The following is a 17,222-nucleotide window of genomic DNA, read 5'->3' on the forward strand; positions in this document are numbered from 1 at the left end:
TGGAAATCCCCTTCGTTTACGGAGGGGATGATGTCAACTATAGTTGTATTAGATCACAATACAAGCTGTAAATTATTTTCCTGGCTCAGGAACTGAGGCTTTACTCACGCCTTTCTGACGAATAATGTGTGTCGCAAAATCTTTGTCCGCGGGCTCAGCAGTTAATCCATTTTGATTCGAGCCCTTTGCTGGCGTGTAAGTTAATGTTGTCAGTAGTGCAAAGTGATCGGAGCCGATTGGCGGTAGACGCTGTATGGCATTCAAGGTGAAATGTTTGCTGTGAAACAAATGATCCAGTGGCCAGCGTAAAAATGGGTAGCTGGCATGAAACGTGTTATACATGCCACGGCCGACTCGTGGATCTAACAAGCCACTCAGTTTACGAAATAAACGAGTGGTACGAGACCAGGCCACATCGTTTAGATCGCCGGTGACTATTGTGGCTTGCTGATGACTGTCGGCAATGCTTCGTGCGACTATTACTAACTCAGCATCACGTTCAATAGACTTTTCGTTCTCAGTCGGGCTAGGCGGTGCAGGATGGAGAAAATGCAGACGTACTTGATCGCCACTTTTTAATGTTAATAAAGCATGCATCGAAGGCACCTTATCTTCTACCAGAAAGGCAATTTCAGTTTCATCCAACGGTAAGCGAGAATAGACGTGCATACCGTAAAGGTTATCTAACGGGCATTTTATGCTAAAGGGCATGCTCACTTCTAAGCTATCTAATTGCTGTTGCCACCATTGATCAGACTCGAGTGTCACTAACACATCTGGCTGATGCTGCTGTATCAGTTTTATTAGGCTGCCTGCATTGCGGTTTGATGTCAGAACATTGGCGGTAATAATGGTCAGTTGACGTTCTGTGCTGGTCGAGTTGACATCTGGCGTGGTTAATACTTCAACTGGCCACAATGGCGTGTAAGGTAAAATCCACCAAAGTTGCCAGCCTAGGCATAATAGAACTGGCAGCGAAATTAGCCAAGAGCCTATCACACTAAAATCGAGGAAAAAGCATTGCATCAATAACAGTAAAGCAGCAAGGCTAGCAAGTTGCAGCCGTGGAAAGTCCAAGCCACGTATGGTCCAGTGCGGATGATGCCAAAGAGGTAGCAAGGTGGCCAATACAATAACTAGGGTTAATAGGGATAATATCAGTGTCATCTTAGGTTCCTTGTGTTAGCGGTTAATCGCAACTTATTAGAAACGCTCACAATCATATCTAGCTATAAAGCACGCCGTTATTTGCTAATGATATATTCTAGCAGCTGATTATAATGAGTAGCACCAACTTTAGATCTATTGTAGGCGGACGCAAATACGGAAGTGATACCGCAACTGGACAAGTTGCTAAGCTCTGATATGAGATAAATAGAGAGACATAATCATGAGTAAGAAACGCATGCAATGTTCAACAGAATTCAAGGCCAAAATAGCCTTGGCAGCGATACGTGGAGAAGAAACGGTACCACAACTAGCCGCTCGTTATCATATCCATCCCACGCAGATTAATAGCTGGAAACGTCATTTGATTAAAAAAACCAGTGATTTGTTTGGTAAAAATGGTGACGCCAATAATAAGAGTGGTCATAGTGCCGATGACTTACATCGCGTGATTGGGCAATTGACGGTAGAACGCGATTTTTTAGCCAGAAAGCTCGATCATTAAATGAGGCTTTTGCAAAAATCTCGAATAGTGATCAGGGTGTGCAGTTTGCCAATGAGACATTTACATCAATACTAAAAACCTATGGTATACAGCTCAGCATGGATGGCAAGGGCTGCTATTATGACAATATTTTTGTTGAATGACTATGGTGTGTAGTCAAATACGAACATCGATATACTCGGAAATTCAACAGGTTAAAGGAGATAAGAAAAAGTTTAAATGTTTGGTTCAACTGGTACAACCAGGCACGTTTTCATCAAAGTCTTGGTGCTCTAATACCAACCAGATGGGGTTTACTATCAGAAGTATGCAATTCCTCAAGCTGCCGGAGTTTGATTAACCAGCCATGTTAGAGCTTAATTTATCTTCAGGTTGTCTAGTTAATGGGGTCACTTCAATTGACAATTTTATTGCGTTTTAGCGCGCAGATAAAGAGTCGTTCTGTCTGATCCCGGAGTTTTTCGTTCTTCGATTTCAAACAAGGCTTCTTTATCTTTGACCAGATCTGAGAGTTTTTTGTGACCATATAATCTCGAATCAAAGTCGGGCTGCAGCTTGGTCAAATAGCTCCCAAAAACACTCAGGTTGGCCCAACCAGTATCATCAACGGATTGCTCCAGTGCGGTCAAAACAAATTCTTCTGGAAATTGAGGTTTTTGCTCTACTGTTTTAGTGACAGCCTTAGCTTTGGTAGATTTTCTCTTGGCCTTAACTTCTGGGGGTGATTCGTCCGATTCAGTGACTCGACTTGAACGCAGAATTTCGGTAAAAACAAATTTGTGGCATGCATTGCGAAAGGCATCCGGTGTTTTCTTTTCACCAAATCCAAGCACTGTAAGCCCCTCTTCACGCAGTCGCATCGCAAGGCCTGTAAAATCACTGTCGCTGGTAATCAGACAAAATCCATCAAATTTGCGCGTATAAAGTAAATCCATTGCATCAATAATCAATGCGCTATCGGTCGCATTCTTTCCGGTGGTATAGGCGAACTGTTGCACCGGCTTAATTGCATATCTTTGCAGCACCCGCTTCCAGGATACGCTCGCGGGCGACGTAAAGTCACCATAAATACGCTTTACCGTGGCCTCACCGAAACGCGCAATTTCAGCAAGCAGCGCTTCTATAACGGCGGCCTGGGCATTGTCGGCATCAATCAACACTGCCAATCGCAAAGTTGATTCTTCGTGTTCATTTTTTACAACCAGTCGTGGAGAGACCAAAATAGCTCCTATAATAGAAAAATATAATTAAATTCAATAGTATAGTCACGAAATATTTGCTCATGGGGCAATATACCTGATTTGCACGGCGACGATGAGGGGCGTAGTGTTTTTGGCGTATCGTGTTGCAATACCGCGCTAACGCTTGAGGTGCAAAGAAGGTGTTTTCTACCAGATGGCAATGCCCCTGTTTTGTCTGATATGTCGCCTCTGCGATGTGAATGTGCCAGTTGTGATCCTTTCGTTGTAGATAGAAGCCCGTATTTTTTATCAAATAGCGCGTAAAACTTCGTCCTTCAGGGCGGAGATATAAGCGCACAGGCGAAGCCTGTTTAATGCGGTCTTTGCTGTTGTTCAATATATTGCTTAATAATCGAGAGTGGTGCTCCACCACAACTACCCGCAAAATAGCTTGGACTCCAAAGCATATTACCCCAAAGCTTATTTTTAATTTCGGGATAATTCTTTTTGCGAATAAGTCGGCTTGAAACGCCTTTCAAACTATTTACCAAGTTAGAAATAGCAATTTTTGGTGGATAGTTAACTAAAAGGTGAATATGATCATGCTCACCGTTAAATTCCACCAATTCTGCTTCAAAATCCAAACACACGTTTTTAAATATTTCTTCCAAATCAATTAATACCCTTCCGGAGAAAACATCTCTACGGTATTTTGTTACAAATACCAAATGAACATGAAGATTAAAAACGCAATGTCTTCCTGTTCTTATATCGTTATTAACTTGCATAGACCAATTTCTTTTTGTATAATTATATACCATGAAGCAGATTATACGCAAAGCCTTTAAATCTCGACTCAATCCAAATTCTGACCAAGTACAGAAGATGGCTGAGTTTGCGGGTGCTAATCGGTTTGTTTGGAATAAAGCCTTAGCAATGAATCTGTTCAGATTAGAGCAGAAACAGCCATTGCTTTGGTACAACGAGTTGTCATTTTGGCTAAAGCTATGGAAATCCTCAGAAGATTATGGATTTCTAAAAACCGTTCATTCTCAACCGTTGCAACAAGCCTTAAAAAACTTAGAAAAAGCGTTCAAAGACGGTTTTGATAAAAAACAGCCTTTAAAACGGATTCCAAAATTCAAGAAAAAAGGTTTGAGTGACAGCTTTCGTTATCCACAAGGATTTAAGCTGGAGCAAGAGTCTAGCAAAGTGTTCTTGCCTAAAATCGGTTGGGTGAAATATCGTAATTCACGCCAAGTCATTGGTGACGTTAAAAATATGACGATTTCCCGTAAAGGCGGTTATTGGTACGTGTCGATTCAGACTGAGTACGAGACCGAGCTAAAGCGTCATAGCTCAACCAGTATGATTGGTGTTGATATGGGCGTTACCCGCTTTGCAACCTTGTCAGACGGCTCATACGTAGAACCTTTAAACAGTTTCAGAAAGTTATCAAAGAAACTGGCTTTTGAACAGCGTAAGCTGTCTAAAAAAGTCCGTTTCTCTGCTAACTGGAAAAAGCAGAAACAAATCATTACCCGATTGCATGAGCGTATTGCCAATGCTCGTTTAGACTTCTTACACAAAACCTCAACCGAAATCAGCAAAAATCACGCAATGGTCGTAGTTGAGAATTTAAAGATAGGAAACATGTCTAAGAGTGCCAAGGGCAGTGTTGAAAAGCATGGTAAAAACGTCAAAGCGAAATCGGGTCTAAACAAATCCATTCTTGACCAAGGATGGGGAATGTTCGTTTCGTTCTTGGAGTATAAACAGGCTTGTTCAGGCGGGGATGTATTGAAGGTAAACCCTCAATACACCTCTCAAACCTGCCCTAGATGTCAACATGTTAGTCGTGACAATCGCAAAAGCCAAAGTGCTTTTGAATGTGCAGAATGTGGATTTAAAGCCAATGCCGACTTGGTAGGTGCCTTGAATGTACTTGAGCGAGAACATCGCTTGTTAGCCTGTGGAGTTGAAACGTTAGTTTCGTCTAAGAAGCAGGAACCAGTAGGCAGTAGCAATACAAACCTACTCTTAACGGCTTAATAAGTCGCTAGGAATCCCCTTCGTTTAGGAAGGGGAGGATGTCAATCTGTGATTGCACTATTTAGACATCCAGGCGTAAACGGTTTGGCTTGATAATTGATCGAGACCAGTGCTGCTCCACCGACTGGATAAAGATCGGGTGCACCAGCTTGGCCCGTTGTGTCAGCCAGTCATTCTGATCAATCCGCAGATAGATTCCTTCCGCAGACTGACTGGTGAGTTTTGATTGGGACAGCAGTTTCTTGATCTCTTGGTATGTAAAACGTCCACGTGTGATTACTGGCACCTGGGCAATACGTATTTTCTCAAAAAGCGTGTTACGTCCCCTTTCAGACAAAAATCGGCCGGATTGCTTGTCGTAGATGTCGAAACCAAGGAACCAGTCTGGCAAACGATCATAAAAAACCGAATGTTGGGCGTAACACCATTCCCCGAAAAGAATGTAGCGATCGGAAAGCTGCTCGAAAAGCGTATCAATCCTTGGGGTAAGCCAATTTCCGAGCTTTTTCCACTGGCCTGTCCCTGGAAGATGTAGATACGCACCCCTATTCTGTGCTTGGATATTTCCCTCCGAATTAAATGAAATCCCTAAATTCGCTCCATCCACTTTCTCTTCAATAACAAGATGATGCTGCAAAAATTCATCACGTTCGGATTCCGACAGAACCTTATCGCCTCTGATGTCAGCCCCAGCAATCGTTGCCAGATGTGGCGTGGAAGGGAATTTGAAGAAATCGTCTTTCACGTTCCTATCTTCTCCGCACATTTGGACTTGGCATATTCGGGACAGATAAAATGAACAGCAATATCCACTTCTGTCAAAGACCCTCTCCATCCCCACCATTTGCTATCTGTTGCTTGTAGAATCGGAGGTTTTTCAGGGTGTGCGTTTGCGACGGCAACAAACTTGCGGTCTGATTTGTCGAAATTTAACAGACCCGCATGAACGGGAAACTGATTATAAGATTCGCCGTTTTTCGTAATGCTAACCCGGTCGGAATCGGGTAGGCTATGGCGGTGATCGTGAACCCATTTCATGAATTGGTCGCCCACGCCAGGCTGCCCCTTCATGGAAAGTTGCTGCCGGTACTCATCAAAAATTTCGTTACCGGCATCGATGACCAATCCTCCTTTTTTAATGACGTGTTCAACCGCCTCAATGCATGCCAGTACACACGCATCGGGGACATCGGACTGAGGATCTGGCTGCATAGCGAGGTTGGCTACCTTCGGAACATTGGTGTCCACAAGACATTTTTTAGGTAAATTCATTCGGATGACTCCGATTTTTCTGTGCGCTTTTGCATTCGCTTTTTCATGGCAGCCTTGGCTTGTTCGAGAATGTCGCCCATTTCGTCTCCGAAAAAATTTTCCGGCCAATTCTGGATGTTGCCGAGCATATCAATTTGCAGTGGTTCAAGTGTAGCGGAAGTCCTGGCAATATTGGCGAAGTAGGCTGATACTTTCTCTTTGGGTATTGCATCCTCGGCAATTCGTCGCTGCAATCGCCGCAGGAAATGTTCAGAGTGGGTTTCAATTATTAATTGAATATTCCTATCGGCTCCATTTTCCTTAGAATTGATCACATCGATCATCACATCGGCCAGTGCAGATTGTGCACTCGGGTGCAAGTGAATTTCTGGCTGTTCCATGATAATTATCGAATCAGAAGGTGCATAAAAACACTGAACAAGAACTGGCATCACCTGCGATATACCAAACCCAACATCCGGAAGGTCTACCCCATTTTTTGATCCTTTTGTTTGCACAATGACTTCATATTCCTGCCGATTTTCCGCAATTTTTTTAACCCTGAAATTATCAATGAGCCCCATATATTTTAGGCTTGCGGCGATGATCTGCTCGAAAGGTTTGGCTGTCTTGTTAGGCCCAAGGCTAATTTTTCTATTTTTGCTTGCAAGAAGGGCGGCGATGGTAAGTTCACCTGAATACCCAACACTCTCTGGTGTAATCCCGCCCCAGGTGTAGAGCCTTTCCGCTTTAATTCTCAACGGACCAAGATAGCATATGGACTTAAAAAGTTTTTCTTGTGCAAGATTCAGATCCTGCACAAATTCAGAATTTTTATAGTAGTTAACCACCTCATCAGGAAATCCATAAAAGCGAACGGGTGGACTCGGATACCAGACTCTACCTGGGTTTCTGATCAAAGAATACTGCTGAGAATTAACTTCATACTGTCCCGCTTTCTTTGCAGACGGACTCATGCCAATAGTTAGTATGGATTCTTCACCTTCTCTAAGGTGGTAGCGTAATTCTTCAATTTTTAAAGCATCAGAGATCTTGTCGCCTTTTACTTTTGCATTAAAAGAAATAGAATCAGCGGTGAAATTTGTTTGTGAAACTGTGTCTCTGAATTTGAGTCTTTGGAATGTCTCCCACTCATATTCAAAGGCGATTTCATTGTCGAGATTCCTTTGATAGATCATCTCGCGATACGATCCCAATTGAACGGCGCTATTTTTTCCTCCCGGATAAAAAATAGCCTTACGATCCTGCGATTCAGCAGTTTGCTTCAGCATCATCAGAAACTGGCCGATACTGGATTTTCCGGAACTGTTTGCACCAAAAATCAAAGAAATGGGAGCCATGCGAATAGTGCCCGTATCTTTCCATCCTTTGAAGTTCTGTATTCGTAACTGTTTAATCATGACTATTCGACCTCCATCCGCATTGGCGGAGTGCGGGTTCATGCCAATGTTCGATGCGCGGCAGCTGATCCGGCAACGGTTGGCGGCCGGCACGTGACCGCTGCGACCTGACGCCATCAGCTTTAAGCATGTCATCGATCCGCTCGATTTCCACCTTGATGGCTGCGATATCGAGCAGCGTTGATTCTTCAAGCGGATTGAGTTGCTTCGGTGATAGTGCCGATAATGCTTCGTTTTTCTTGCCAAAGCGAACGCGGTCCAGATGTGCCAGTTCCAGGGTGAGCGCCTGGATTTTGGTTCTCTGAAAATGAATTGTCTGCTGTGCCTGGTCGAGCAATACCTGAACCAGATCGGCCACCCGTTGTCTGGTGTCCGTATCGAGGTTCAGTTGATCCAGTTGAGTCAGTGAGTTCATGGCATGGATTATATCGTGGCTTAGTAATTAACTACATGTTAATACATAAACATTTGATATTTATTATACCTGAAGATACCGCTGCGGCAGAGCCTGTAAACATCGCCAGTCTGCTCCGGCAGTCAACGATTCCGGCTGTGATGATGTCAAGTTCACGCATGTTTTTCCTCGCTTCGGCCAGACAAGCCACCTTCTAATGTGATTCTTCGCGCGATTGTAGAATACGAAAGCCGAACCCGCGCGGGGAGAGTGACGCGACACCTGCCGTACAATCATCGATAGGCCATCCATGCCACGACACATATCCAGTGGATCGACCGCCAGCCAGACCTAACCTGCGTGTGCAATCAACCCAGGCATGACAATAATCCTCCTAGACATATCGCGCTGAAACGCTTATCGGTAATGCCAGCACATGCGTACCGTGACAGCACAATTTCAACACCGGTGATTGTCAAGCTAGTAATACAACATAACGCGAAAGTTCAAGGAGATAACGCTCCTGATAAATATGCCCAACAGGATTATGGGTGCGATTAAGATATTACGTTTAGGCACCGTTCAGCTACCGTATACCTTTAGATAAATTTCCTTTAACCGTTTCCACCACGATATGATAATGATTATCCATCAGACAATATGCATGACAAATCCAATTAAACCGCTCACAAACTTGCCCTGGCAGTTTCAGTCAGAAAGCACGATCAGAATCATCAAAATAAATTTCATGTCGATGATCTCCTCGGGACGTTAGATGGTACAAACTTCCAGGTAATTTTATTCTTGGTGATCTTGCCATTTTTGAATCCTCAATTTAATTAAACCATAGGATAGCTGACTGTATGTAGTTAAGCAAGACTTGACCCCTTCAATAGGTTGGTGCCACTGCAATCGGTGCGGCCTGTATCTATCGGATTGCACTCGGTTACCGGGCAGGGCAAGAAATACCGACGTGTTCGCTCTTTTCAATCCTCTTCATCACTGGGCTGACCTTTACTCTTGGGTGTTTTTCGCCTGAAGTGCCAAAATGCAGCAAAATCTTTGATTTTTTTGTGCTAATTGAACCGGTGGAATAGAGCCTTTTCCGGTCGGTTAACACAGTCTTTGACAACTGAGCCAGCTTTCAGTACATTTCGAACTCATGAAAAGGGTGGTTTATTTTTTCTATACCCTTTTACGGGTACTTCTTGGACAAATGGTGAAGATAGGGCGTGTTCTGGCAATTGCTAGTCTGGAAATTGGAATAGCACGGGCATGTTTAATCTATTAAATGTGTTTACTAATGGAATAATGGAATTTTATTCTGAAGTGGAATTGCAGACTGTTTCTTCTCCTTTGGTAAGAATCGACAAAAACCGACCTAAGGGTCATATATTAACCGACGGAGAAAAGGAATATTTTCATGTCGCAATCAGGCACAGTTAAGTTTTTCAACGCGGACAAGGGCTTTGGCTTTATTACGCCAGACAATGGCGGTAAAGACATCTTTGTTCATATTTCAGCGCTTCAAGACTCAGGCGTTAGTTTTTTGAGCGAAAATGATAAAGTGACTTTCGATACAGAAGAGGATCGTCGCGGTAAAGGCGATAAAGCTGTCAATATTTCACTTGCTTAATAAGCGTTGCGATTGCTAATAAACGGCTAGCACTCAATGGCGATGGGTAGGCGGTGCTGACGCTAAAGACACCTTATCGAGTTGGCACGATGCATATTGTCATGCCGTCGTTGGAATTTATGCAACGCTTGGCCGCATTGATTCCTCGGTCAAGATTGAATTATCCGCTTTCATGGCATACTCGCGCCCAATGCTAAGCTGCGCTCCAAGGCTATTTCAGGGGAGAAGAAAAGTAAAAGCAGCTCATCGGATACGAATGACGATACACAATATTCCCCAGTTTTCGTGTGTATCAGTTGAGCGAGCCTATTAAAGTGGGTGGTTGATATGGACATCGAGCAGCGTTTACGCTGTGGCGGGGATATGAAAATTATCGCTGCCAGGCCTGGAATCCAGCGTAATCACTCAAATTCTTGATTATCTCGACCTACCTGTCCAGGTAACGCCTAGAGTATCTGCACAAACTCACGATCTTTTAAAGCCAACCTGATCCCGTGCTCGCTGCTTTCAATCCTCTTCGTCACTGGGCTGATCTTTACTCCTGAGTGTCTTTCGCCTGGAACACTAAAATTCGGGAAAATCTTTGATTTTTCGTGCTAATCAAGCCGGAATAAAGCCATCTTTAGATTGATTATCACGGTGTTTGACGACCGAGTCAGCTTTCAGTAGATTCAGCCTTCATGGAGAAGCTGGCTTGTTTTTCTTATATCTCGCCTTGTGATCGTTACGACTCATATTAGCAGCTGGCTTTTCATGCGATGAGGCTCGACCAAGTCCACCTTCTTCTGTTATCGCAACTGCGCCATAAACACTGTGATTTTTGTCATTGGCATAATTGATTTCTTTTGCTTTCGATACGGATAACGAATACGAAAAGTCATTCTGCTGTTCCTACATAAAACGCCATTGTTGCCGCAATTGCTATATATCAACTCAAGCTTTTCCTGTGGCTCCTTTGACTGCAAAAGAACCTACCTTCGCCGGATGCCGCTGAGAAAAGTGAGTTCATATGGGGTTGGATCCCGAACAAGTTATAAATGTGTGGCATACTAAAATACGTTAACGTATTGTCATTATTCATATTTGCGGAGTAGGCCGAGTCTGTGATCAGCGTTGAGCGTAAAGATGGTTTCTCTCTCAAGATATCTCGAATTCTGCGGGAGGCCACCGAACACCGATTGGATATTTATTTCTTTGTACCGGGGGAGCTGGGGCTCAATACCAAGGTAGTACCAGAAGAAGAGTTCTATCACAGCGCGATTCATGTACAGCGAACCTATTTTAGTAATAGGCCTTATCTTTCCTTGATACGCAGTGGCCTGACGCGTCGTGGCGAGCTTTCGTCCGAGCAATATCGACTCAGCCTCAGCCTGTATGCTTATCAGTATGCCATTGGCCTAGAGCAATCTTGCCATGAGTTGCTCAATGAGAAAGAGGGAGTGACTCAGGAAACGGTTGAAGAACTCATCGCCCTGGTACAGGATATTTTGCGCCGCTTGCGCCGTAATGTTCCTAGTGAGAAGGCACTGCTTAAATATTACACTAATATCGATAATTATCTTTCCTGGTTTACCGAGCAACGGCTGCTGTCGCTGGTGGCTCATTTGCCGCGCAATAAAGAGTATAAAAACGCCAAGGCACTACTGTTAGAGGTCAGCGACCTAGAACACCAGCATCGCATAGAACAACAATACAACTCCCGTTATACCACCGAAGCCTTGTCGCGTATTTCTAATAAAATGCGTCTGTTACGTCGTCTGATTGAATATCCGGTCATACTGAAAGAAAAAACCCAAGAATTGGGAGGTGGCGAAGAAAAACTGCTTAAAGCCGGCGTGACCGCCGTAGTGATGACGGCTATGTCACTGGCCGTATTTGAAGTACGCGAAACCCTGGGTAGGATTTCGCTACTGGTTATTTTATCGCTGGCGTTGCTGTATGCGCTGCGCGAAATATTTAAAGACGACTTGCGTAACACATTATGGCGCTGGTTACGTAAGGGTCGGCCCAAATGGCGGCGGCAATATTTTGATGTGCATAGCAATCAACTGGTGGGGCGTCAGCTTGAGTGGTTCGATTATCGTCGTCCAGCTAAACTCAAGGAAGATATTTTGGTCGCTCGTCGCGCCAACGTCACACAGAAAGAAGAATTGGTCATGCACTATGGCAGTCACTCTCGTATGCTGCCGACCCGCTTCTTAAGTGGTTACGAACAAACACGAGAGACACTACAGCTGGATTTAAGCTTGCTGTCCAAACTCATGGAAAAAGGCTCCCATCACGTCTATCAGTTGAAAGACGGACAAGTTGCTCGTCATCCGGTAGAAAAACGCTATCTGCTCAACTTGGTGACTTGTGAAGTTCAGGGCCAGAAACCACCGATCATTCAGCGCTGGAAGGTGGTGATGAGCCGATCCAAAATTGTAGAAATAGAAGAAATTATGCAAACAGAATCTTCGGCTTCAGATCCCTCTGCATAATTTTCACTTTTATGTCACACCTTGCCGAGTGCTCTTGGTTAATCGGTAAGATGATGGTAATAAAACAGCGGGTCAAGTCTTAAAACAGAGGGCCAAGTCTTGTATTAATAATAGGAATGAAGGAACTGCAAAGGTCTCTCAATATTCATAAAACTTATGACGAGGGTTTTTATTTTCGGGATAATTCTTTTTGCGAATAAGTCGGCTTGAAACGCCTTTCAAACTATTTACCAAGTTAGAAATAGCAATTTTTGGTGGATAGTTAACTAAAAGGTGAATATGATCATGCTCACCGTTAAATTCCACCAATTCTGCTTCAAAATCCAAACACACGTTTTTAAATATTTCTTCCAAATCAATTAATACCCTTCCGGAGAAAACATCTCTACGGTATTTTGTTACAAAGACCAAATGAACATGAAGATTAAAAACGCAATTTCTTCCTGTTCTTACATCGTTATTAGCTTGCATAGACCAATTCCTTTTTGTATAATTATAACCATGAAGCAGATTATACGCAAAGCCTTTAAATTTCGACTCAATCCAAATTCTGACCAAGTACAGAAGATGGTTGAGTTTGCGGGTGCTAATCGGTTTGTTTGGAATAAAGCCTTAGCAATGAATCTGTTCAGATTAGAGCAGAAACAGCCATTGCTTTGGTACAACGAGTTGTCATTTTGGCTAAAGCTATGGAAATCCTCAGAAGATTATGGATTTCTAAAAACCGTTCATTCTCAACCGTTGCAACAAGCCTTAAAAAACTTAGAAAAAGCGTTCAAAGACGGTTTTGATAAAAAACAGCCTTTAAAACGGATTCCAAAATTCAAGAAAAAAGGTTTGAGTGACAGCTTTCGTTATCCACAAGGATTTAAGCTGGAGCAAGAGTCTAGCAAAGTGTTCTTGCCTAAAATCGGTTGGGTGAAATATCGTAATTCACGCCAAGTCATTGGTGACGTTAAAAATATGACGATTTCCCGTAAAGGCGGTTATTGGTACGTGTCGATTCAGACTGAGTACGAGACCGAGCTAAAGCGTCATAGCTCAACCAGTATGATTGGTGTTGATATGGGCGTTACCCGCTTTGCAACCTTGTCAGACGGCTCATACGTAGAACCTTTAAACAGTTTCAGAAAGTTATCAAAGAAACTGGCTTTTGAACAGCGTAAGCTGTCTAAAAAAATCCGTTTCTCTGCTAACTGGAAAAAGCAGAAACAAATCATTACCCGACTGCATGAGCGTATTGCCAATGCTCGTTTAGACTTCTTACACAAAACCTCAACCGAAATCAGCAAAAATCACGCAATGGTCGTAGTTGAGAATTTAAAGATAGGAAACATGTCTAAGAGTGCCAAGGGCAGTGTTGAAAAGCATGGTAAAAACGTCAAAGCGAAATCGAGTCTAAACAAATCCATTCTTGACCAAGGATGGGGAATGTTCGTTTCGTTCTTGGAGTATAAACAGGCTTGTTCAGGCGGGGATGTATTGAAGGTAAACCCTCAATACACCTCTCAAACCTGCCCTGGATGTCAACATGTTAGTCGTGACAATCGCAAAAGCCAAAGTGCTTTTGAATGTACAGAATGTGGATTTAAAGCCAATGCCGACTTGGTAGGTGCCTTGAATGTACTTGAGCGAGGACATCGCTTGTTAGCCTGTGGAGTTGAAACGTTAGTTTCGTCTAAGAAGCAGGAACCAGTAGGCAGTAGCAATACAAACCTACTCTTAACGGCTTAATAAGTCGCTAGGAATCCCCTTCGTTTAGGAGGGGGAGGATGTCAAAAAAATCTCACTGCGTCAATGCATATCGCATACCGACGTGCTCATGTTCAATACCAAGTTGCGCCCAAAGATTATGCCTGGCGAGAAGAAAGGAAAAAGTAGCCGATGCGGATGACGATGACAATATCCCCCGGTTTCCGTGCATATCAGTTGAGCGCACCCTGTTAAAGCGGATGTTTAACAACCGCGCCAGCTTTTTTCAGTACATTCCGAACCCATGGAAAAGGTAGCTTATTTTTCCCCATGTCCTTTATGACATGTAAATTACAAATCAACTTCCACTGGGAATATCCAAACTCCCCAACCGATGAACAAAACACCCACCAGCCGACAAATCCATTGATTATAAGCGGGCAGGGTTTTTTCAATCAGAACCAATAGGGTTATCAATACCATAGCCAACAGATTCATGATACCCACGGCAAACATAATTAACATTTGTAGCCAGCAACATCCCACACACATGCTGCCATGTTTCAACCCCATGTAATATGCGCCACTGAAGCCCTCACGCCATTCTGTTAATAAAAAACCCATTGGTGAGCGACAATTTTGTAAGAATATTTCTTTTAATGGCATAAATTGATAAGCGCCAGCCAATAGAAAAATGGTGGCAGCCATGTATTTACTTTGGTTATCCATCATGGGTGACAGAAAATGCAATCCGTGCATTTGCCATTGCAGCACTGTCAGCACTGCACTAAAAATAAACCATATCAACAGATAAGCCACCACAAATAAAAACACCCGCAAGTGTGGCGCCAACTGACGCTGCTTGCAGATCTTATTGAATACCAAAATCATCGGAATTGCTGAAGGCAACATCATCGCCGCCATCATCACCGCCCACATCACATAAACCAGACCAAAGTCCATGAGTTGCCATGCGGCTGTTTCCGATGGTGGCGTCCACATTTCAGACATCGGTAACGAGGTCATTTGCCAGTGTTGATAAAACAAATAGAACCAGGAAACGAAAATAACTGTTAACAAGGACAGTAAAACAATCAATCGGGATCTAGACATGGGGGATAAATTGAAAATCCCCGCCATCAATCGGCAGGGATTTATAAAACAAAAGAAGCGCGTTTAAGGTGCAATGCTAAAATAAATCAACTACGGCTGATAAATAAACGGTGAATAAAAACCATTGCGCTCGGTAAATTGCCAATTCTTATCATAGTCCTGGTATTGATAACGATTAGATTTTGCAACAACGGCCGGATGGCTAGGAACCACACATAAGGGTGGATTATTGACGGTTGAGTCACCGCCGCCAATGCCTTGAATGCTTTCAATTTCAGCTTGTGCAATATCAGGAATAGTCAATTCGCGCTTATTGCCGTTTTCCTGATAATCAATTTTAACTTTCTTCACACCCAGCACTTCAGTAACAAAGCTCATCAGAATTGCAGGATGACCGCCTTGTTTACCTGCGAAAATTTGTGTAATCGCGTCAAATTGCGCATCACTAGCGCGTTCATCGACATACAAAGCTGCCTGCCAGTTACCCTCTTTCATATGACCCGGCGAATAACAGGCCAGCGCCACATTCAGTCCATTTAGCGACTCGCCATTTAAATGGCCGCTGTCAATATGCCATGCGACCAATAGCTTGCAATTACCTTCAGACGGCGGTTGCAGCCAAATACAAGGACAAGACGTTTCACAATTACAGGTCTCGAAATATCCACCCTGCAATTTCCAATCGGTTTTTTCACTCATGGTATTTTCCTAAATTTTTTCAGAAGGGTTCTTTATGGGGTCGCAAATCTAATTCATGCGTCCATGCACTCGGATGCTGCTGATGGATAGCCCAATACGTTTGCGCGATGGCTTCTAATTGCAGCAAACCATCTTTACCCTTGGCCTTCACATATTCGGGAAACTGACTTCGCGCACGCTCCCCATCAATCACCCCATCAATAATGGTATGCACCACATGCACACCTTGCGGCGAAAACTCTCTGGCCAAGCCCTGTGCCAGCGCTCTTAAGCCGGCTTTAGCTGAAGCAAACGCTGTAAATGGCGGCTTGGCTCGTAATGAACCTGTGGCGCCAGTAAAGAATAACGTGCCTTGCTGCTGCGCTTGCATGATACTAATCACTTGCTGCGCGAACAAAAAAGCACCGAGACAATTCTGTTGCCATAACGCGGTAAATGTATCGACACCCGTTTCCAAAAAGGGCACGGGGATATTGCTATCTACATTATAAGCCGCTACTTCGATAACATCGCCTCGCGCACGAACCACCTCAAACAACTGGCTCACGTCTTGTTCAACCGTTGCATCTGCAACGACCGGCGTGGCTGTTCCACCTGCCTGTTGAATTTGTGTCGCCACGGCTTGAAGTCTGTCTTCACTACGACCGGCAATAAAAACATGCAACCCGTGCCGCGCAAAACAGCGTGCTAGTGTTGCACCTAGCCCACGTTCAGGGCCAACACCAATCACAATCGCAGAAGCTGGCCGATGCATAATTAGATTTTACCGAAAATCAAGGAGAAATTATTGCTCGGCATATCGATTTTCTCTTTTAGTTCCAACCCATGATCCGTTGCTGCTTTTTTCAAGTCAGCAATATCTTTCAATCCCCATTCAGAAACGCCCACAGAACTGAGCGTTTCATGGAACACTTTATTGGAATCGGTAGAAAACGTGCCTTCCTCCTGGAATGGTCCATAAATCAACAAAAACCCATCATCTTTCAACAAATGAGATGCACATTTCATCATGCCATCAGCAATAGAAATAGGCGCAACCTGAAAAATATTGATGCAAAAAATAACCGCAAATGAATTCTCTGATTCCGGCTTAAACCAAGTGTCAGGTTGCGTCAAATCCAGATGTATTGGATCCGCAATATTATTATTACCTTGCTCACGGATCAGCTTCTTGATGTTATCAAAAACTTCAATATCTTTTTCCGATGGATGAAAATGCAAATGGCTAAAATGCGGCGCAAAATAGTTTATATGCATGCCACTACCACTGGCCATCTCCAAAATACGCTCTGGATCTTTTGGCAATTTGTCCTTCAATACGCCCAGCAGCGGGTCACGATTACGACCACCCGCCCAAGCAACATATTCACTTAAGGGATGTGGATCTAATGGGGGTATTTCTTCAGTCATGTTTGATTCCTTTTGATAGTTAATTGCTTAAGAATCACTGACAAAATCCAAGCCAATCATCATCCCTACAAAATTCTTGGATGGAGATCCATGCTATTGCTTTCCTGGGCCTTTCCCCATATTTACGGGCAGGCTTTTCGCGGAAATAACGCCATTGATTAAATCAGCGATTCCAATGAAAAATTCATGCAATATAGTATCGCCTAATCGTGTTTATCTCA

Annotated in this window: 17 protein-coding genes and 5 pseudogenes; 7 read left to right on the top strand and 15 right to left on the bottom strand. The window is 43.6% G+C overall.

The window, feature by feature from the left end:
- Positions 1-72: 72 nt before the first annotated feature.
- Complete coding sequence (locus BUQ89_RS01975; protein ID WP_028461981.1) at positions 73-1,167, bottom strand: endonuclease/exonuclease/phosphatase family protein; 1,095 nt, start codon at positions 1,165-1,167, stop codon at positions 73-75.
- Positions 1,168-1,390: 223 nt separating this feature from the next.
- On the opposite strand from BUQ89_RS01975, the gene BUQ89_RS01980 reads away from it, so the two are divergent.
- Both BUQ89_RS01980 and BUQ89_RS14495 read left to right on the top strand, forming a co-directional pair.
- Positions 1,391-1,672 (top strand): helix-turn-helix domain-containing protein, encoded by a 282-nt coding sequence (locus BUQ89_RS01980; protein WP_028461980.1) that lies wholly within the window; start codon positions 1,391-1,393, stop codon positions 1,670-1,672.
- A 167-nt stretch (positions 1,673-1,839) separates the two neighbouring features.
- Positions 1,840-2,025, top strand: a pseudogene (locus BUQ89_RS14495) (integrase core domain-containing protein); the annotation flags it as partial.
- A 54-nt stretch (positions 2,026-2,079) separates the two neighbouring features.
- Here BUQ89_RS14495 and BUQ89_RS01990 read toward each other — a convergent pair.
- From BUQ89_RS01990 to tnpA (BUQ89_RS01995), 3 genes and pseudogenes are all read right to left on the bottom strand, one after another.
- Positions 2,080-2,892: an NYN domain-containing protein gene (locus tag BUQ89_RS01990; protein WP_028461979.1), complete on the bottom strand. Its 813-nt coding sequence runs from the start codon at positions 2,890-2,892 to the stop codon at positions 2,080-2,082.
- 60 nt (positions 2,893-2,952) lie between these two features.
- Positions 2,953-3,070, bottom strand: a pseudogene (locus tag BUQ89_RS14435) (IS5/IS1182 family transposase); the annotation flags it as partial.
- A 154-nt stretch (positions 3,071-3,224) separates the two neighbouring features.
- Positions 3,225-3,641 carry an IS200/IS605 family transposase gene (gene tnpA, locus BUQ89_RS01995; RefSeq protein WP_074202637.1) on the bottom strand — a complete coding sequence of 139 codons (417 nt, stop codon included), beginning with the start codon at positions 3,639-3,641 and terminating at the stop codon, positions 3,225-3,227.
- A gap of 31 nt (positions 3,642-3,672) precedes the next feature.
- Between tnpA (BUQ89_RS01995) and BUQ89_RS02000 the strand changes: the two genes are divergently transcribed.
- The gene (locus BUQ89_RS02000) at positions 3,673-4,905 is read left to right on the top strand and encodes an RNA-guided endonuclease InsQ/TnpB family protein (protein WP_074202471.1); all 1,233 of its coding nucleotides are present in this window, start codon (positions 3,673-3,675) and stop codon (positions 4,903-4,905) included.
- A 61-nt stretch (positions 4,906-4,966) separates the two neighbouring features.
- Here BUQ89_RS02000 and BUQ89_RS02005 read toward each other — a convergent pair whose 3' ends face one another.
- The 4 genes from BUQ89_RS02005 to BUQ89_RS14075 are packed head-to-tail and all read right to left on the bottom strand — an operon-like array spanning position 4,967 to position 7,992.
- Complete coding sequence (locus tag BUQ89_RS02005) at positions 4,967-5,650, bottom strand: RNA ligase family protein (RefSeq protein WP_028462470.1); 684 nt, start codon at positions 5,648-5,650, stop codon at positions 4,967-4,969.
- Positions 5,647-6,177, bottom strand: coding sequence for a hypothetical protein (locus tag BUQ89_RS02010; protein WP_028462471.1), 531 nt, complete (start codon positions 6,175-6,177; stop codon positions 5,647-5,649). The genes BUQ89_RS02005 and BUQ89_RS02010 overlap by 4 nt, the downstream gene beginning before the upstream one ends.
- Entirely contained in the window at positions 6,174-7,517 is a 1,344-nt protein-coding gene (locus BUQ89_RS02015; RefSeq protein ID WP_245812871.1) for an AAA family ATPase, read from the bottom strand. The genes BUQ89_RS02010 and BUQ89_RS02015 overlap by 4 nt, the downstream gene beginning before the upstream one ends.
- Before the next feature lie 52 nt (positions 7,518-7,569).
- Positions 7,570-7,992: an IS66 family transposase gene (locus tag BUQ89_RS14075; RefSeq protein ID WP_028462473.1), complete on the bottom strand. Its 423-nt coding sequence runs from the start codon at positions 7,990-7,992 to the stop codon at positions 7,570-7,572.
- Positions 7,993-8,027: 35 nt separating this feature from the next.
- Between BUQ89_RS14075 and BUQ89_RS14080 the strand changes: the two genes are divergently transcribed.
- Complete coding sequence (locus tag BUQ89_RS14080) at positions 8,028-8,189, top strand: hypothetical protein (RefSeq protein ID WP_245813059.1); 162 nt, start codon at positions 8,028-8,030, stop codon at positions 8,187-8,189.
- Between the two features lie 28 nt (positions 8,190-8,217).
- On the opposite strand, the pseudogene BUQ89_RS14085 reads toward BUQ89_RS14080, so the two are convergent.
- Positions 8,218-8,295: pseudogene (locus BUQ89_RS14085) on the bottom strand (IS66 family insertion sequence element accessory protein TnpB); the annotation flags it as partial.
- A 1,099-nt stretch (positions 8,296-9,394) separates the two neighbouring features.
- Here BUQ89_RS14085 and BUQ89_RS02030 point away from each other — a divergent pair.
- On the top strand, positions 9,395-9,607 hold the full coding sequence (locus BUQ89_RS02030; RefSeq protein ID WP_028462474.1) for a cold-shock protein: 213 nt from the start codon (positions 9,395-9,397) through the stop codon (positions 9,605-9,607).
- Between the two features lie 678 nt (positions 9,608-10,285).
- Here BUQ89_RS02030 and BUQ89_RS14500 read toward each other — a convergent pair.
- Positions 10,286-10,450: pseudogene (locus BUQ89_RS14500) on the bottom strand (hypothetical protein); the annotation flags it as partial.
- 260 nt (positions 10,451-10,710) lie between these two features.
- Here BUQ89_RS14500 and BUQ89_RS02035 point away from each other — a divergent pair.
- On the top strand, positions 10,711-12,087 hold the full coding sequence (locus BUQ89_RS02035) for a hypothetical protein (RefSeq protein WP_028462475.1): 1,377 nt from the start codon (positions 10,711-10,713) through the stop codon (positions 12,085-12,087).
- 180 nt (positions 12,088-12,267) lie between these two features.
- Here the strand turns inward: BUQ89_RS02035 and tnpA (BUQ89_RS02040) are convergent.
- Positions 12,268-12,558 (bottom strand): annotated as a pseudogene (gene tnpA / locus BUQ89_RS02040) (IS200/IS605 family transposase); the annotation flags it as partial.
- 30 nt (positions 12,559-12,588) lie between these two features.
- Here tnpA (BUQ89_RS02040) and BUQ89_RS02045 point away from each other — a divergent pair.
- Positions 12,589-13,821 carry an RNA-guided endonuclease InsQ/TnpB family protein gene (locus tag BUQ89_RS02045; protein ID WP_074202472.1) on the top strand — a complete coding sequence of 411 codons (1,233 nt, stop codon included), beginning with the start codon at positions 12,589-12,591 and terminating at the stop codon, positions 13,819-13,821.
- 309 nt (positions 13,822-14,130) lie between these two features.
- Here BUQ89_RS02045 and BUQ89_RS02050 read toward each other — a convergent pair whose 3' ends face one another.
- From BUQ89_RS02050 to BUQ89_RS02065, 4 genes are all read right to left on the bottom strand, one after another.
- Entirely contained in the window at positions 14,131-14,892 is a 762-nt protein-coding gene (locus BUQ89_RS02050; protein WP_051537757.1) for a DUF2182 domain-containing protein, read from the bottom strand.
- A gap of 90 nt (positions 14,893-14,982) precedes the next feature.
- Positions 14,983-15,591: a DUF1326 domain-containing protein gene (locus tag BUQ89_RS02055; protein ID WP_028462459.1), complete on the bottom strand. Its 609-nt coding sequence runs from the start codon at positions 15,589-15,591 to the stop codon at positions 14,983-14,985.
- A 19-nt stretch (positions 15,592-15,610) separates the two neighbouring features.
- A complete protein-coding gene (locus tag BUQ89_RS02060; RefSeq protein WP_028462460.1) occupies positions 15,611-16,345 on the bottom strand; it encodes an SDR family NAD(P)-dependent oxidoreductase in 735 nt (244 codons plus the stop codon).
- 2 nt (positions 16,346-16,347) lie between these two features.
- Complete coding sequence (locus tag BUQ89_RS02065) at positions 16,348-17,001, bottom strand: DUF938 domain-containing protein (protein ID WP_028462461.1); 654 nt, start codon at positions 16,999-17,001, stop codon at positions 16,348-16,350.
- Positions 17,002-17,222 lie beyond the last annotated feature (221 nt).

The organism is Nitrosomonas cryotolerans ATCC 49181, from assembly GCF_900143275.1.
Lineage (GTDB): Bacteria > Pseudomonadota > Gammaproteobacteria > Burkholderiales > Nitrosomonadaceae > Nitrosomonas > Nitrosomonas cryotolerans.

Excerpts from the sequence above, each read along its gene's own strand:
- BUQ89_RS02010 (WP_028462471.1), bottom strand. The coding sequence starts at position 6,177 with ATGAATTTACCTAAAAAATGTCTTGTGGACACCAATGTTCCGAAGGTA.
- BUQ89_RS02050 (WP_051537757.1), bottom strand. The coding sequence starts at position 14,892 with ATGTCTAGATCCCGATTGATTGTTTTACTGTCCTTGTTAACAGTTATT.
- BUQ89_RS02000 (WP_074202471.1), top strand. The coding sequence starts at position 3,673 with ATGAAGCAGATTATACGCAAAGCCTTTAAATCTCGACTCAATCCAAAT.
- BUQ89_RS02060 (WP_028462460.1), bottom strand. The coding sequence starts at position 16,345 with ATGCATCGGCCAGCTTCTGCGATTGTGATTGGTGTTGGCCCTGAACGT.
- BUQ89_RS02015 (WP_245812871.1), bottom strand. The coding sequence starts at position 7,517 with ATGGCTCCCATTTCTTTGATTTTTGGTGCAAACAGTTCCGGAAAATCC.
- BUQ89_RS01975 (WP_028461981.1), bottom strand. The coding sequence starts at position 1,167 with ATGACACTGATATTATCCCTATTAACCCTAGTTATTGTATTGGCCACC.
- BUQ89_RS02045 (WP_074202472.1), top strand. The coding sequence starts at position 12,589 with ATGAAGCAGATTATACGCAAAGCCTTTAAATTTCGACTCAATCCAAAT.
- BUQ89_RS01980 (WP_028461980.1), top strand. The coding sequence starts at position 1,391 with ATGAGTAAGAAACGCATGCAATGTTCAACAGAATTCAAGGCCAAAATA.
- BUQ89_RS02065 (WP_028462461.1), bottom strand. The coding sequence starts at position 17,001 with ATGACTGAAGAAATACCCCCATTAGATCCACATCCCTTAAGTGAATAT.
- BUQ89_RS14075 (WP_028462473.1), bottom strand. The coding sequence starts at position 7,992 with ATGAACTCACTGACTCAACTGGATCAACTGAACCTCGATACGGACACC.
- BUQ89_RS02030 (WP_028462474.1), top strand. The coding sequence starts at position 9,395 with ATGTCGCAATCAGGCACAGTTAAGTTTTTCAACGCGGACAAGGGCTTT.
- tnpA (WP_074202637.1), bottom strand. The coding sequence starts at position 3,641 with ATGCAAGTTAATAACGATATAAGAACAGGAAGACATTGCGTTTTTAAT.
- BUQ89_RS14080 (WP_245813059.1), top strand. The coding sequence starts at position 8,028 with ATGTTAATACATAAACATTTGATATTTATTATACCTGAAGATACCGCT.
- BUQ89_RS02055 (WP_028462459.1), bottom strand. The coding sequence starts at position 15,591 with ATGAGTGAAAAAACCGATTGGAAATTGCAGGGTGGATATTTCGAGACC.